The sequence below is a fragment of the Yinghuangia seranimata genome (assembly GCF_029953285.1).
GTDB lineage: Bacteria > Actinomycetota > Actinomycetes > Streptomycetales > Streptomycetaceae > Yinghuangia > Yinghuangia seranimata.
Genome location: NZ_JASAOI010000007.1, coordinates 94,215 through 109,381, shown reverse-complemented (window position 1 = coordinate 109,381; position 15,167 = coordinate 94,215). Strand labels below are relative to the sequence as shown.

Below are 15,167 nucleotides of genomic sequence, written 5' to 3'. Positions count from 1 at the left end.
CCGGATCCCGATGACGCCTCATGCTGGACGCCGCGCCCGATCCGTCAGAAGCACCGATCAGCCCGTTCCCCAGGGCCGTTCGACCCTGTCCGCGTCCCGCCGCGCCCGCGAGCATCGACCCGACGCGAACGCCGCAGCCCAGGTCGGCGGCCACGCGTCCCACCCCCGGGCCACCCGGCCCCCGTGACGCGCGTGCAGAGGTGACAGGTGACGGACGACGAGACGACCAACCCCGCCGGCCGGCCCGGCACCGCGGCCGACGCGCTGTTGCGGGCGGGCCGGTTCTTCTCCCGCGGCCGCGCGTCGGCCGACCTGCGCGCCGTCTTCCACGAGGGCGGCCGCGAGGGCGACGCCTTCTACCGCGACCGCTGGAGCCACGACAAGGTCGTGCGGTCCACGCACGGCGTGAACTGCACCGGCTCGTGCTCGTGGAACGTGTTCGTCAAGGACGGCGTCATCACGTGGGAGACGCAGGCCACCGACTACCCGTCGGTGGGGCCGGACTCCCCGGAGTACGAGCCGCGCGGCTGTCCGCGCGGCGCTGCGTTCTCCTGGTACACGTACTCGCCGACCCGGGTGCGCTACCCGTACATCCGCGGCGTCCTCCTCGACATGTACCGCGAGGCCAAGGCCCGGCTCGGCGACCCGGTGCTGGCGTGGGCGGACATTCAGAACGACCCGGAGCGCCGCCGCCGCTACCAGCGGGCGCGCGGCAAGGGCGGGCACGTCCGGGCGAGTTGGGACGAGGCCGAGGAGATCGTCGCCGCCGCGCACGTGCACACCGCGAAGACCTGGGGCCCGGACCGGATCGCGGGCTTCTCGCCGATCCCGGCGATGTCGATGGTCTCGCACGCGGTCGGCTCGCGGTTCATCGAACTGGTCGGCGGCTGCATGACCTCGTTCTACGACTGGTACGCCGACCTGCCCGTGGCGTCCCCCCAGGTGTTCGGCGACCAGACCGACGTCCCCGAGTCCGGAGACTGGTGGAACGCCGCCTACCTGCTCATGTGGGGCTCGAACGTCCCCGTGACCCGCACGCCCGACGCGCACTGGATGGCCGAGGCCCGCTACCGCGGCCAGAAGGTCGTCGTCGTGTCACCCGACTACGCCGACAACACCAAGTTCGCCGACACCTGGCTCCCCGCACAGCCCGGCACCGACGGCGCGCTCGCGATGGCCATGGGGCACGTGGTCCTCAAGGAGTGCTTCGTCGACCGGCAGGTGCCGTTCTTCGCCGACTACGTCGCGAAGTACACCGACCTGCCGTTCCTGGTCACCCTCGACGAGCAGGACGGCGCGCTCGTGCCCGGCCGCTTCCTGCGCGCCTCCGACCTGGGCGACACGTCCGACGAGGCGGCCTGGAAGACCGTCCTGCTGGACGCCGCCACGGACGCGCCCGCGGTGCCCAACGGCACGATGGGGGACCGCTGGAGCGAGTCCGGCAAGGGCCGCTGGAACCTCGACCTGGGCGACACCGACCCGCGGCTGACGCTGTGGGAGGCGGACGCCGAGACCGCCGAGGTCCTGCTGCCGCGCTTCGACACCGCCGCCCCCACCGACGGAAACGACGGCAACGACGGCAAAGGCGGCGAGGACAGCGGGACGCCGGGCGCGGAGCGCGGGGGAGTCCTGCGCCGCGGCGTGCCCGTGCGCCGGATCGCCGGCCGCCGCGTCACCACGGTGTTCGACCTGATGCTCGCCCAGTACGGGGTGCGACGCGACGGCCTGCCCGGCGACTGGCCCACCGGCTACGACGACCCCGACTCCCCGTGCACGCCGGCGTGGCAGGAGCCGCTCACCTCGGTGCCCGCCGCGACCGTGGTGCGCGTCGCCCGCGAGATGGCCCGCAGCTCCGAACGGTCCAACGGCCGCACGATGATCGTCATGGGAGCCGGGATCTGCCAGTGGTTCCACGGCGACACCACCTATCGGGCGATCCTGGCGCTGCTCATGCTCACCGGCAGCATGGGCCGCAACGGCGGCGGCTGGGCGCACTACGTCGGCCAGGAGAAGTGCCGCCCCGTCACCGGCTGGCAGACCATGGCGATGGCCACCGACTGGGCGCGCCCGCCGCGCCAGGCGATCGGGACCGCGTACTGGTACACGCACACCGACCAGTGGCGCTACGACGGATTCCGCGCCGACGCGCTCGAGTCGCCACTCGCCCGCGGCGAGCTGCGCGGCATGCACACCGCCGACACGCTCGCGTTGTCCGCGCGGCTGGGCTGGATGCCGTCGTACCCCACCTTCGACCGCAACCCGCTCGACCTCGCCGACGAGATCACCGCCGAACTCGCCGCCGAGGGCGGCGCGCCCGCCGACGCCGTCGCCCGCAAGCTCGCCGCGGGCGAGCTCGGCTGGGCCTGCGAGGACCCCGACGCGCCCGCGAACTGGCCGCGCTGCCTGACGCTGTGGCGGGCCAACCTGTTCGGCTCCTCGGCCAAGGGCAACGAGTACTTCCTCAAGCACCTGCTCGGCACGCACGCGAACCTGCGCGCCTCGGAGACCCCGCCGGAGCTGCGCCCGCGCGACGTCGTGTGGCGGGACGAGGCGCCCGAGGGCAAGCTGGACCTGCTGCTCGCCCTGGACTTCCGGATGACCAGCTCCACGCTGCTGGCCGACGTTGTCCTGCCCGCCGCCACCTGGTACGAGAAGCACGACCTGTCGTCGACGGACATGCACCCGTACGTGCACGCGTTCACGCCCGCGATCGACCCGCCGTGGGAGGCCCGTTCGGACTTCGACGCTTTCCACGGCATCGCCCGCCGCTTCAGCGACCTGGCCCGCGAGCACCTCGGCGTCCGGCACGACATCGTGGCCACCGCCCTCCAGCACGACACGCCCGCGGAGACCGCCCAGCCGTACGGGACCGTGCACGACTGGCGCGCCGGCGACGTCCCTGCCACTCCCGGGCGCACCCTGCCGGTCCTCACCGTCGTCGAACGCGACTACGGAGCCGTCGCCGACAAGCTCGCCTCGCTCGGCCCGCTCACCGAGGAGCTCGGCCTGCCGATCAAGGGCCTGGTCCTGCGGCCCGACGAGGAAGTAGCCGATCTCGCCCACCGCAACGGCGTGATGTCCGCAGGCGCGGGCGCCGGGCGTCCCGCGCTCGACACCGACGCGAAGATGGCCGAGGCGATCCTCGCCCTGTCGGCGACCACCAACGGCCGCCTCGCCGTCCAGGGGTTCCGCGTGCTGGAGGAGCGGGTCGGTCGGCCCCTCACACACCTCGCCGAGGGCAGCGCCGAGCGGCGCATCACCTTCGCGGACACCAAGTCCGGCCCCGTCCCCGTGCTGACCAGCCCCGAGTGGTCCGGCAGCGAGACCGGCGGACGCCGCTACGCGCCGTTCACCACCAACGTCGAGGACCTCAAGCCCTGGCACACCCTCACCGGCCGCATGCACTTCCTGCTCGACCACGACTGGGTCCGCGACTTCGGCGAGGCCCTGCCCGTCTACCGGCCGCCGCTGGACATGAACCGGCTGTTCGGCGAACCGCGCATCGGCCCCGACGGCACCGCCCAGGTGACCGTGCGCTTCCTCACCCCGCACTCGAAGTGGTCGATCCACTCCGAGTACCAGGACAACCTGATCATGCAGACGCTGTCGCGCGGAGGCCCGACCGTGTGGATGAGCCCGGCGGACGCCGCCGCGATCGGCGTACGCGACAACGACTGGGTCGAGGCCGTCAACCGCAATGGCGTGATGGTGCTGCGCGCCGTCGTCTCCCACCGCATGCCGCACGGCACCGTCTACGTCCACCACGCCCAGGAACGGCTCGTCAACGTGCCGCTGACCGAGAAGGGCGGCAGGCGCGGCGGCATCCACAACTCCCTCACCCGCGTGCTGGTCAAGCCCACGCACCTCATCGGCGGCTACGCGCAGCTGTCCTTCGCCTTCAACTACCTCGGCCCGACCGGCAACCAGCGCGACGAGGTCACCGTGATCCGCCGCCGCGCCCAGGAGGTGACCTACTGATGACCCGACCCGACCGCGCCCCGGGGCGCGTCATGGCGCAGCTCGCGATGGTGATGAACCTCGACAAGTGCATCGGCTGCCACACCTGTTCGGTCACCTGCAAGCAGGTGTGGACCAACCGCGGCGGCGTCGAGTACGCCTGGTTCAACAACGTCGAGACCCGCCCCGGCCAGGGCTACCCGCGCCGCTACCAGGACCAGGAGACCTGGCGCGGCGGCTGGACGCGGACCCGCGGCGGCCGCCTCAAACCCCGCTCCGGCGGCCGGCTGCGCCGCCTGCTCACCCTGTTCGCGAACCCCGTCATGCCGAACATCCGCGACTACTACGAGCCGTGGACCTACGACTACGACAACCTCACCTCGGCCCCGCTGGGCGACGACTTCCCCGTCGCCCGGCCGACCTCCCTGCTCACCGGCGAGCCGCTCAGCATCCAGTGGAGCGCCAACTGGGACGACAACCTCGGCGGCGGCGCCGAGGTCTGCGACCAGGACCCCGTCGTCGAACGCATGCGGCAGAAGGCGGAGGAGTCCGTCCGCTTCGCCTTCGAACAGGCGTACATGTTCTACCTGCCGCGCATCTGCGAGCACTGCCTCAACCCCTCGTGCGTCGCCTCGTGCCCGTCCGGGTCGCTGTACAAGCGCAGCGAGGACGGCATCGTGCTCGTCGACCAGGACCGCTGCCGCGGCTGGCGCATGTGCGTGACCGCCTGCCCGTACAAGAAGATCTACTTCAACCACAAGACCGGCAAAGCCGAAAAGTGCCACTTCTGCTACCCGCGCGTCGAGGTCGGGCTGCCCACGGTCTGCTCGGAGACGTGCGTCGGCCGGCTGCGCTACCTCGGGCTCGTGCTGTACGACGCCGACCGGGTCGGCGAGGCCGCCGCGGTCGAGAACGAGCACGACCTGTACGAGGCCCAGTTGGACCTGCTCCTCGACCCGGACGACCCCCGCGTCCAGGACGCGGCGCGGCGCGACGGCATCCCGGAGGACTGGCTCGCCGCCGCCCGCAGGTCGCCGGTGTACGCGCTGGCCAAGCGCCATCGCGTCGCCCTGCCCCTGCATCCGGAGTTCCGCACGCTGCCGATGGTCTGGTACATCCCGCCGCTGTCCCCGGTGGTCGACGCGGTCGCCGAGTCCGGCCACGACGGCGAGGACGTCGACAACCTGTTCGGCGCCGTTGATGCGCTCCGCATCCCGGTCGCCTACCTCGCCGAACTCTTCTCGGCGGGCGACCCCGAGCCGGTGCGGGCCGTGCTGCGCCGGCTGTCCGCGATGCGCTCGTACATGCGGCGCGTCAACCTCGGCGACCCCGCAGACGAGACGATCGCCCAGGCGGCCGGCATGACCGGCGCCGAGGTCACCGAGCTGTACCGGCTGCTCGCGATCGCCAAGTACCACGACCGCTACGTCGTGCCCACCGCCCACGAGACCGACGGGCCGGTCCCGGAGGCGGCGTGCGGGCTCGACTTCGACGGCGGGCCCGGCGCGTACGGAGGCCCGTTCGGCGAGGCGTCCGGCCGCCCCGTCCCGGTGTCGGTCGAGACGTTCCACGCGCTCAAGGACCGCCAGACCGCGGACGCGCCCGCCGACACCGCCGGTCCCGGCGCGCGCGTGAACCTCCTCAACTGGGACGGCAGGGGCCGCCCCGCCGGCCTCTTCCCGCCCCCGCACACCCAGGAGCAGCCGTGACGACCCCCGACATCCCCGAGCGCCGGGCGGCGGTCGTGTGCCAGGCGGCATCCGTGCTGCTTGACTACCCCGACGAGCGCATGCACGGCACGCTCCCGGTGGTCGCCGCAGCCGTCGCCGAGCTGCCGCCGGGCCGCGCCCGCGACGCGCTCGCAGGATTCCTCGACCACGCAGGTTCGGTGCCGCCGGGCGCGCTGGCCGAGGCGTATGTCGCCACCTTCGACCGGCGCCGCCGCTGCTGCCTCTACCTGACCTGGTGGACCGACGGGGACACCCGCCGCCGCGGCGCGGCGCTGGCCGGTCTCAAGGCCCGCTACCGCCGGGCGGGCCTCGACCCCGACCACGGCGAGCTGCCCGACTACCTGCCGCTGGTGCTGGAGTACGCGGCCACCGCCGACCTCGCGGACGGGCTCGCCCTCCTCCAGGAGCACCGCGCGGGCCTCGAACTGCTCCGGCTCGCGCTCGTCGACGCCGAATCCCCGTACCACGCCGTCGTCGAGGCGGTCTGCACCCTGCTCCCCGGCCCCTCCCCGCGCGACCGCGACGCCGCCCGGCAGCTGGCCCGCAGCGGCCCGCCCGCCGAGACCGTCGGACTCGACGCCTACGCCGTCGCCACCGAGGGGAGCGTGCGCCGGTGACCGGCCTCGACCTGCTGCTGTGGGCGGTCCTGCCCTACGTCGTCGTCGCCGTCCTGGTCGGCGGCACCATATGGCGCTACCGCTACGACCGCTTCGGCTGGACCACCCGCTCTTCCGAGCTGTACGAGTCACGGCTGCTGCGCATCGGCAGCCCGCTGTTCCACTTCGGCATCCTCGTCGTCGCCTTCGGGCACGTCATCGGCCTCCTGGTCCCCGAGGAGTGGACGACCCGCGCGGGCCTGTCCGAATCCGCCTACCACGCCCAGGCCGTGGTGCTCGGCGGCGTCGCGGGCGTCGCCACCGTCGCGGGCCTCGCCATCCTCGTGTACCGGAGGCGCGCCACCGGACCCGTGTTCAGCGCGACCACCCGCAACGACAAGGCCATGTACGCGATGCTCGTCGCGGCGATCGCCGCCGGCCTCACCACCACCCTCGTGGGCTCGGGCGCGGTCGGCGAGCAGCACAACTACCGCGAGACCGTCTCCGTGTGGTTCCGCTCGGTCCTCACGCTGCGCCCCGACGTCGACGCCATGACCGCCGCCCCGGCCGCCTTCCGCGTGCACGCCCTCGTCGCCATGCTGCTGTTCGCGGCCTGGCCCTTCACCCGCCTCGTTCACGCGTTCACGGCCCCGGTCGGCTACCTCTTCCGGCCCTACATCGTCTACCGGTCCCGGCGACACAGCCGCAGCCGGACGCCCGCGGCCCGCCGCAGCCAGTGGGCCACCGGCACCGCGCAGCACGCCCCCGCCGGCCCGCCGCACGCCCCCGAGCGGACCAGGCGGGCCGCGCCCTCGCCTGGACCGGCCGAGTCGCCGAGTGCGTCCAACGGCCTCAGGGTGGAACGAGGAGATGCAAGCAACGCGATATGAGAGGTGCTCCCCATGGCGCTGCACAAGGCCACGGATCTCACCGCCGACGCCGCCAACGACGTGTTCGCGTCGCCCCTGAGCGAGAGGGCCTTGTCCAAACGGGCCCTCCCCGAACTCCCGACGCCCCCCAACATCGTCTACCAGGTGCTGCGCAATGAGCTCCTGCTGGACGGCAACGCCGCGCAGAACCTCGCCACCTTCTGCACCACCTGGGCGGACGACGAAGTGCGCCACCTGTTGGACCTCTGCCTCGACAAGAACATCGTCGACAAGGACGAGTACCCGCAGACCGCGGAGATCGAGTCGCGGTGCGTCAACATGCTCGCCGACCTGTGGCACTCGCCGGCCGGCGGCGGCACCGCCGTGGGCTGCTCCACGACCGGTTCCAGCGAGGCCGCCATGCTCTGCGGCCTCGCGCTCAAGTGGCGGTGGCGCAAGCGGCGCGAGGCGGAGGGCAAGGCGACCGACCGGCCGAACCTCGTGTGCGGACCCGTCCAGGTGTGCTGGGAGAAGTTCGCCCGCTACTTCGACGTCGAACTGCGCCAGGTCCCGGTGGAGGCCGGGGCGACCGGCCTCCTGCCGCACCAGCTGCGCGACTACGTCGACGAGAACACGATCGGCGTCGTGGCCATCCTCGGCGTCACATACACCTGCACCTACGAGCCCGTCGCCGAGATCGCCGCCGAGCTCGACCGGATCCAGGCCGACACCGGCCTCGACGTCCCCGTGCACGTGGACGCGGCGTCCGGCGGGTTCATCGCGCCGTTCCTGCACCCCGACCTGAAGTGGGACTTCCGGGTGCCGCGCGTCTCCTCCATCAACTCCTCGGGCCACAAGTACGGCATGGCCCCGCTCGGCGTCGGCTGGGCGCTGTGGCGCGACGCCGCCGCCCTGCCCGAGGAGCTGGTCTTCCACGTCAGCTACCTCGGCGGCGACATGCCCACCCTCGCCCTGAACTTCTCCCGCCCCGGCGGCCAGGTCATCGCCCAGTACTACCTGTTCCTGCGCCTGGGCCGGGAGGGGTACCGCGCGGTCTACCAGGCGTGCGCGCGCACGGCGCAGCACCTCGCCGGGCAGATCGCCGAGATGGGCCCCTTCACCCTGCTGTACGACGGATCGGGAGCGCTGCCGGCCGTCTCGTACACGCTCACGGACCCCGACTCCGTCTCGTGGAGCCTGTACGACCTGTCCGACCTGCTCCGGATGCGCGGCTGGCAGGTGCCCTCCTACCCGCTGCCGCCCGACCGCCAGGAGACCGTCATCCAGCGCGTCCTCGTCCGCCACGGCGTCGACCGCGACGAGATCGAACTCCTGGCCGACGACATGCGCCGCGCCATCAAGCGCCTCACCGACGGCCACCCCCACGACGCGGACCGCTCCGCTTTCCACCACTGACCCAAACACCTCGCGGGCACGCCGGCGTGCCCGCGAGGTGACGGGTACTTCGGCCCTGTCGCTCCGTCCTGCGCGCGCGCAGCCTGGGCGTAGAGGGATCCCGGAGGAGGTGGCGGACATGGGCGCCACAGTGGTCGCGGCCGCAGGCTCGACGGTCGCGTTCGTGCATCGGGGCGGGCACATGGGCGACGACGACACCGCGTGGATGTGGGTGTTCGGGCCGGTGATGATGATCCTCGGCATCGCCCTGATCGCGCTCCTGGTGTGGTGGCTGACCACCCGGGCCGACCGCCCGCGCATCCCCGGGCCGGAGGCGGGCCAAGGGCCCGTCACACCCGAAGAGGTCCTGGCGATGCGGTACGCCCGCGGTGAGCTGTCGACCGAGGAGTACCGCGAGGCGGTGGAACAGCTGCGCTCCCGGCACCGCGAGTAGCACGCCGCGGTGCGTGCCGGACCGGCCTCCACGAGGCCGGTCCCGAGCACCTCGGCCCGGTCGGCCGGGCCGAACGGCCCTGACCCGCAGGTGGCCGTCGGCGGGAGGGTCGAAGCAGGAAGCCGGCGGACCACGAGGCCGGCCACCGGGCCCGCCGCCCGGCGTCCCGTGCCCGCACGCAGGAAGGACCGCCCCGCCATGACCAGCACGAGCCCGGGTGCCGGCACAGCGCCGTCGGACGTCCGCCACGCCCTCGCGGCCGACGGACGCATGGTGCGCCTGACGCCGCCGACGCCCGCCGACGAGCCCGCGGTCCGCGCGCTGTTCGACGGCCTGTCCGCCGAGAGCCTGCACATGCGGTTCTTCGGCGGCTCGCGCCGGGCGGCCGAGGAGACCGCCCGCCGTGTCTGCGGACTGCACGCCCCCGACGGCGGCGCGCTGCTGGCCTGGCACGGCGACAGCGTCGTCGGCGCCGCCGAGTTCTACCCGACCGGGCCCGGCGAGGCCGAGCTCGCTGTGGCCGTCGCGGAGGACTGGCACCACCGCGGCATCGGCACGCTGCTCCTGGAACACCTCGTCGAACTCGCCCGCGACCAGGGCGTACGCCGCTGGACCGCCGACGTGCTCGCCGACAACCGGCCCATGCTGCGCGTCCTGCAGGACATGGGCCTGCCGCTGCACCGCCGCATGGCGGCCGGCGTCGTCACCGCCGTCATCCCGCTCGACCTGACCGCCGACGACCCGGGCCGCGAGGAGTTCCTGACCGCGATGGGCATCCGCGAGCGGCAGGCCGACACCGCGAGCCTGCTGCCGCTCTTCCGGCCGACCACCGTCGCGGTCGCCGGGGCCGGACGCCGCCCCGACTCGGTGGGCCGCGCGCTGCTCGCCAACCTCGTCGACGCCGGCTGGGGCGCCGGCGACCTGTACGTGCTCCACCCAGAGGCGGACCGGATCGCCGACATGCCGGCCTACCGGCACGTGGCGGACCTGCCGCGGCTGCCCGACACCGTCCTGGTCGCCGTCCCGGCGCACGCCGTCCCCGACCTGGCCGAGGAGTGCGGGCAGGCGGGCGTCGCCGCCCTCGTCGTCGTGACCGCCGGGCTGGACGCCGACCAGGCCGCCCGCGTGCGCGCCACCTGCCACCGGCACGGCATGCGCATGGTCGGCCCCAACGGCGTCGGCATCGCCGACACCGGCGGCCGTGCGCCGCTGCACGCCAACTTCACCGGCGTACGCCCCCGCAGCGGCCACGCCGGCGTCGCCGTGCAGTCCGGCGGCGTGGGCATCGCCCTGCTGCGCCAGCTCGACCGGCTCGGCATCGGCGTGTCCACCTTCGCCTCGCTCGGCGACAAGTACGACGTCAGCGGCAACGACATGCTCCAGTGGTTCGAGACCGACCCGCGCACCGAACTCGCCGTGCTGCACTTGGAGTCCTTCGGCAACCCCCGCAAGTTCTCCCGCATCGCGCGGCGCACCGGCCGGCAGATCCCGGTGCTCACCGTCGACGCCGGACGCTCCGCCCCCGCCCGCCGCGCCGCCGCCTCGCACACCGCCGCCGCCGTCACCCCGACGCTTGCCCGCGCCGCGCTGTTCCGGCAGGCCGGCGTCACCGCCGCCGACTCGCTCGGCGACCTCGTCGCGGCCACCGCGCTGATGTACGCCCAACCGCTGCCCACCGGCGACGCGGTCGCCGTGCTCGGCAACGCCGGCGGCCTCGGCGTGCTCGCCGCCGACGCCTGCGCCGACGCCGGGCTGACCGTCCCGTATCTGGGCGCCGAACTCGAGCGCGGCCTCGGCGAGCTGCTGCCCGCCGGCGCACACTGCGCCAACCCCGTCGACACCACCGCCACCGTCTCCGGCGAGGCGCTGCGCCGCGCGATCGACCTGATCGCGGCGACCGGGCACGTCGGCGCCGTGCTGCTCGTCCTCGCGCCCACCGCGCTCGGCGACCCGCTCGCCGACCTGCTGCGCGGCTCGGCGGTGCGCGGCATCCCCATCGCCGTCGTCGCCCCCGAACGCCCCGAAGCCGTCGACCTGCTGCCCGCCTGGCACGGCACCCTCCCGGTGTTCTCCGACACCCGCACCGCCGCCGTCGCCCTCGCGCACGCCCGCGACCGCGCCCGCTGGCTCACCCGGCCCCGCGGCGCCGTGCCCCGGCTCGACCGCGTCGACCCCGAGCGCGCCCGCGACGCGGTCGACACCTACCTCGCCGAGCACCCCGGCGGCGGATGGCTCCCGCCGGACCGGTGCACGGCCGTCCTCGACGCCTACGGCGTCCCGCAGGCGCACTCGCGGGTCGCCTCCGACGCCGACGAGGCCGTGCGCGCCGCGCGGGCCCTCGCGCCGACCGCGCCGACCGGGACCGTGGCGCTCAAGGCGTACGGCCCCGAACTGCCGCACAAGACCGACGTCGGCGGCGTCCACCTCGACCTGTCCGGCGACGCGGCGGTGCGCGCCGCGTACGAGGACCTGGCCAAGCGGCTCGGCGGCCGCATGGCCGGCGCCATCGTGCAGCCCATGGCCGCCCCCGGCGTCGAGCTGATCGTCGGCGTCGACCAGGACGAAGTCCTCGGCCCGCTGCTGCTGTTCGGCCTCGGCGGCACCCGCGTCGACATCCTCGACGACCACGGCGCCCGGCTCACCCCGCTGACCGACCTGGACGCCAAGGACCTCGTCGCCTCCTCGCGGGCCGCCCGGCTCCTGTACGGCCACCGCGGCCAGCCCCCGTGCGACACCGCCGCCGTCGAGGACCTGCTGCACCGCGTCTCACGCCTCGCCGACGACCTGCCGCAGATCGCCGAACTCGACCTCAACCCCGCCATCGCCACACCGGACGGCGTGACCGTCGTCGACGCCCGCATCCGCGTCGCGCCGCGCCACCCCCGCGACCCCTACCTGCCCCGCGTGCGCTGACGCCGTCCGCCAGGCACGCCCCCGACGACTTCCGAGGAGCACCCACCATGACGAGCCAGACGGCCGGTCGACCGCACATCACCGTCGGCGTCGACGGATCCGCGCACGCCGACACGGCCCTGCGCTGGGCCGCCCAGGAGGCCGGCGCGCGCGGCCTCGCGCTGCGCATCGTGCACTGCCACCTGCCGCTGCCCATCCCCGGCGGACGCCTGATCGCCGACGCCGAGGCACGCAACCTCCTCCAGCACGCGGAGATCACCGCCCGCGCGATGACGCCCGCCGTCGACGTCACCACCGTCGACGCCACCGACGTGGTCGGCGCGGCGCTCGCCGCCGAGAGCGAGACCGCCGCGATGCTCGTCGTCGGCTCGCGCGGCCGCGGCGGGTTCCGCAGCCTGCTGCTCGGCTCGTCCAGCCTGACCACCGCCGCCGTCGCGCGGTGCCCGGTCGTCGTGGTGCGCGAGGAGCGCGCGGGCGAGGACCAGCCCCGCGACGTCGTCCTCGGCATGGACCTGCGCGACACCGCCGAGACCGTCGTGCGCTTCGCGTTCGAGGCCGCCGCCGCCCGCCCCGGCGCCCGGCTGCGCGTCGTCCACAGCTGGACCAGGACCGGCTCGCTCCTCGAAGGCGGACCCGTGCTCGACGAGGCCGCCATCGAGGACACCGTCACCCGCGAACTCGCCGAGGCCACCGCCGGATGGGCCGAGAAGTACCCTCAGGTGCCCGTGCTGCGCACCGTCACCCACGACACCGCCGCCGCAGCCCTCGTCGAAGCGTCCGCGCACGCCGCGCTCACCGTCGTCGGCCGCCGCACCTCCGGCACCTCGCTGGGCCTGCACCTGGGCACCGCCGCCCACGCGACGCTGCTGCACGCCCACGGCGCCATCGCGGTCGTGCCCTTCTGACCACCGCCCCCGAACCCTTCGACGACCTGACCGCACACAGGAGAAGGCCATGACCACCACCCGACCGACGCCCGGGGCCGTCCGGCCCGGCAGCGTCACGGTCACCCCGCTCGGCGGCGCGGGCACCAGCGCCCTCGTCGACACCGGCCGGGCCCGCGTGCTCGTCGACTGCGGCGCCTCGCCCGACCTGACCGCCTTCGACGCGTCCACCCTGGACGCGGTCGTGCTCACGCACGCCCACCCCGAACACGCCGGCGGACTCGCCGCGCTCGTGCGGCGCGGCTTCGCCGGGGTGCTGGCGGCGACGCCGGACACGCTGCGCATGGCCGACATCGGCCTGCGCGACGACCTGCTGTCCCGGCGCGAGGACGAAGGGCCGGCCGCGGCGGCCGAACGCGCCGCCGACGACGCCGGGGCCGGCTCCCCGGACGACCCGGCCGGCGAGGCGATCCACGTCCGCGCGCTCGGCATCGCGCAGGAGTTCGACGCCCCGACGCCGATCGCCCCCGGCGTCACCTGCACGCTGCGCCGCGCCGGCCACGCGCTCGGCTCCGCCTGGGCGCACCTCGACGTCGACGGCGCCGGAACCCTCGTGGTCAGCGGCGACCTCGGCCGGCACGGACACCCGCTGCTGCGTCACCCCGAGCCGTTCACCGGCGCCGACGCCGTGATGGTCGAGGCCGCCTACGGCGACGGCCGCCGCCTGCCCAGCGACGACCGCGACAAGCTCGCCCACATCGTCTTCACCACGCTCGACCGCGGCGGCACCGTGCTGGTCCCGGCCGGGCCGGTCGACCACATCGCCACCGTGCTGTTCGAGCTCGCCCGGCTGCACCGCGTCGGCTGCCTGCCCGACGGCGTCAAGGTGTGCTTCGACGGCCCGACCGGGCTGGACGCGGTGGACGTGTGGCGCGACGCGCTGCTGGCCGGCTCGCCCGAACTGCGGCCCGAGGTGCTCGCATTGGGCGCCGCGGCCTGGGACGTCGGAGAGCTCGTGGAGACCCGCTCCGCGTCCGAGTCGCGGCGGCTCCTGGCCGACCCCGGCCCGCGCGTGGTGATCGCCGGGCCGCACCACGGCGACGGCGGCCGCGTCGCCCGGCACCTGCGCGCGCTGCTGCCCGACGCGCGCAACGCCGTCCTCCTGCAGGGGCGTTCCCCGGTGGGCACGGCGGCGCACGCGCTCGCCGAGGGCGCGACGGAGGTCCGCGTCGGCCCCGACGTCGTCCCGGTCCGCGCCGAGATCGGCCGGCTGCCCGGCATGACCACGCACGCCGACGCGGGCGAGATCGTCGAATGGCTCGGCCACGGCGCCGAGCCCGCCGTCACGTACGTCGTCCACGGCACACCGGACGCGCGCCGCGCGCTGCGCGACCGCATCACCGGGACCCTCGGCTGGCACGCCGAGATCCCGGCCTCGAACACCGCGCTGGATCCGGCCGCCGGCGCGCCGCGCTGACGAAGCCGCCGCGCCCGTCGTCCTGGGGAGCCCGGCGGGCGCGGCGGAGGCCGGGCAGGAGGGAACACGAAGGGCGGTGCCGTGCAGGCCTCTTCACGGCACCGCCCTTCGCGGTGTCACGCCCCGGCGACCGTGCCGTGGTAGACGGTCACGGGTGCGTAGGGCCAGCTGTCGGTGAACGCCGCGAGCGCGATCCGGGCGGCCGAGCGGACCCGCGGATAGGTCGTCGCCGACGGCGGCGCGGCGACCGTGATGTCCGCGACCACCGTGTGGTCGCGCAGCTCCAGGTGCACGCAGATCTCCGGACTCCGCCGGCCGCTGTCGGCGAGCGCGGTACGGACGGCGCGGGCCACCGCCCGGTGCGCGGCGGGGCCGACCGGCGACATCGCGGCGTGGCAGGCGAGCGCGAGGCGCTCGGGACGGCAGACGACGTCGGCGCGCAGCAGCAGGCTGTTCCGCGTGTCCGTGGGGCCGCACACGACCAGCGGCACGTTGGCCAGCAGCGCGCATAACGCGCCCTGTTCGCGCGGGGTCTCGGGGCCGTGACCGGTGCGTGCGTCGACGACCAGGTCGATCGGCCCGGCGGTGAGCGGGCAGCGGCCGCCCGGCTCCCAGGCGACGCAGCGCGCGTCGCCGGCCTTCTCGGCCTCTCCGGCCTCTCCGGCCTTTCCGGGGTCCGCATCGGCGTCGGCGCGGCGGTGGCAGCGGTGCACGCGGTGCCCCGACGCGCTCAGCCGGTCGGCGACGCCGTCACAGTCGCCTGGCTGGGCTTCCGTGAGGAGGACGTCGAGTTCGTGGCGTGCCAATGGGGCCTCCGGGTCCGAGCCTGCGCCTGGGCGACTGAGGCCTGGGGGGTCCTGTCGGCGCCGGGCCTGGTTCCGGCCTGACGGCC

General features: G+C 74.6%; 10 protein-coding genes. 9 read left to right on the top strand and 1 reads right to left on the bottom strand.

What is annotated here, in order from left to right; translation table 11 throughout:
• Window positions 1-207 precede the first annotated feature (207 nt).
• From QI554_RS04830 to QI554_RS04790, 9 genes are all read left to right on the top strand, one after another.
• On the top strand, window positions 208-3,978 hold the full coding sequence (locus QI554_RS04830) for a nitrate reductase subunit alpha (protein WP_281466188.1): 3,771 nt from the start codon (window positions 208-210) through the stop codon (window positions 3,976-3,978).
• Window positions 3,978-5,666, top strand: coding sequence for a nitrate reductase subunit beta (narH, locus tag QI554_RS04825; protein WP_281466186.1), 1,689 nt, complete (start codon window positions 3,978-3,980; stop codon window positions 5,664-5,666). The genes QI554_RS04830 and narH overlap by 1 nt, the downstream gene beginning before the upstream one ends.
• Window positions 5,663-6,304: a nitrate reductase molybdenum cofactor assembly chaperone gene (gene narJ, locus QI554_RS04820; RefSeq protein ID WP_281466184.1), complete on the top strand. Its 642-nt coding sequence runs from the start codon at window positions 5,663-5,665 to the stop codon at window positions 6,302-6,304. The genes narH and narJ overlap by 4 nt, the downstream gene beginning before the upstream one ends.
• Window positions 6,301-7,173 (top strand): respiratory nitrate reductase subunit gamma, encoded by an 873-nt coding sequence (narI, locus tag QI554_RS04815; RefSeq protein ID WP_343230759.1) that lies wholly within the window; start codon window positions 6,301-6,303, stop codon window positions 7,171-7,173. Before narJ ends, narI begins: the two co-directional genes overlap by 4 nt.
• A 12-nt stretch (window positions 7,174-7,185) precedes the next feature.
• Window positions 7,186-8,568, top strand: coding sequence for a glutamate decarboxylase (gad, locus tag QI554_RS04810; RefSeq protein WP_281466182.1), 1,383 nt, complete (start codon window positions 7,186-7,188; stop codon window positions 8,566-8,568).
• A gap of 118 nt (window positions 8,569-8,686) precedes the next feature.
• Window positions 8,687-9,001, top strand: a complete 315-nt coding sequence (locus tag QI554_RS04805; protein WP_281466180.1) for an SHOCT domain-containing protein — start codon at window positions 8,687-8,689, stop codon at window positions 8,999-9,001.
• 198 nt (window positions 9,002-9,199) lie between these two features.
• Window positions 9,200-11,914 carry a bifunctional acetate--CoA ligase family protein/GNAT family N-acetyltransferase gene (locus QI554_RS04800; protein WP_281466179.1) on the top strand — a complete coding sequence of 905 codons (2,715 nt, stop codon included), beginning with the start codon at window positions 9,200-9,202 and terminating at the stop codon, window positions 11,912-11,914.
• A 47-nt stretch (window positions 11,915-11,961) separates the two neighbouring features.
• A complete protein-coding gene (locus QI554_RS04795; RefSeq protein WP_281466177.1) occupies window positions 11,962-12,819 on the top strand; it encodes a universal stress protein in 858 nt (285 codons plus the stop codon).
• Window positions 12,820-12,868: 49 nt separating this feature from the next.
• A complete protein-coding gene (locus QI554_RS04790; RefSeq protein ID WP_281466175.1) occupies window positions 12,869-14,275 on the top strand; it encodes an MBL fold metallo-hydrolase in 1,407 nt (468 codons plus the stop codon).
• A 116-nt stretch (window positions 14,276-14,391) separates the two neighbouring features.
• On the opposite strand, the gene QI554_RS04785 is transcribed toward QI554_RS04790, so the two are convergent.
• Window positions 14,392-15,081 (bottom strand): hypothetical protein, encoded by a 690-nt coding sequence (locus QI554_RS04785; RefSeq protein ID WP_281466173.1) that lies wholly within the window; start codon window positions 15,079-15,081, stop codon window positions 14,392-14,394.
• Window positions 15,082-15,167: the final 86 nt, after the last annotated feature.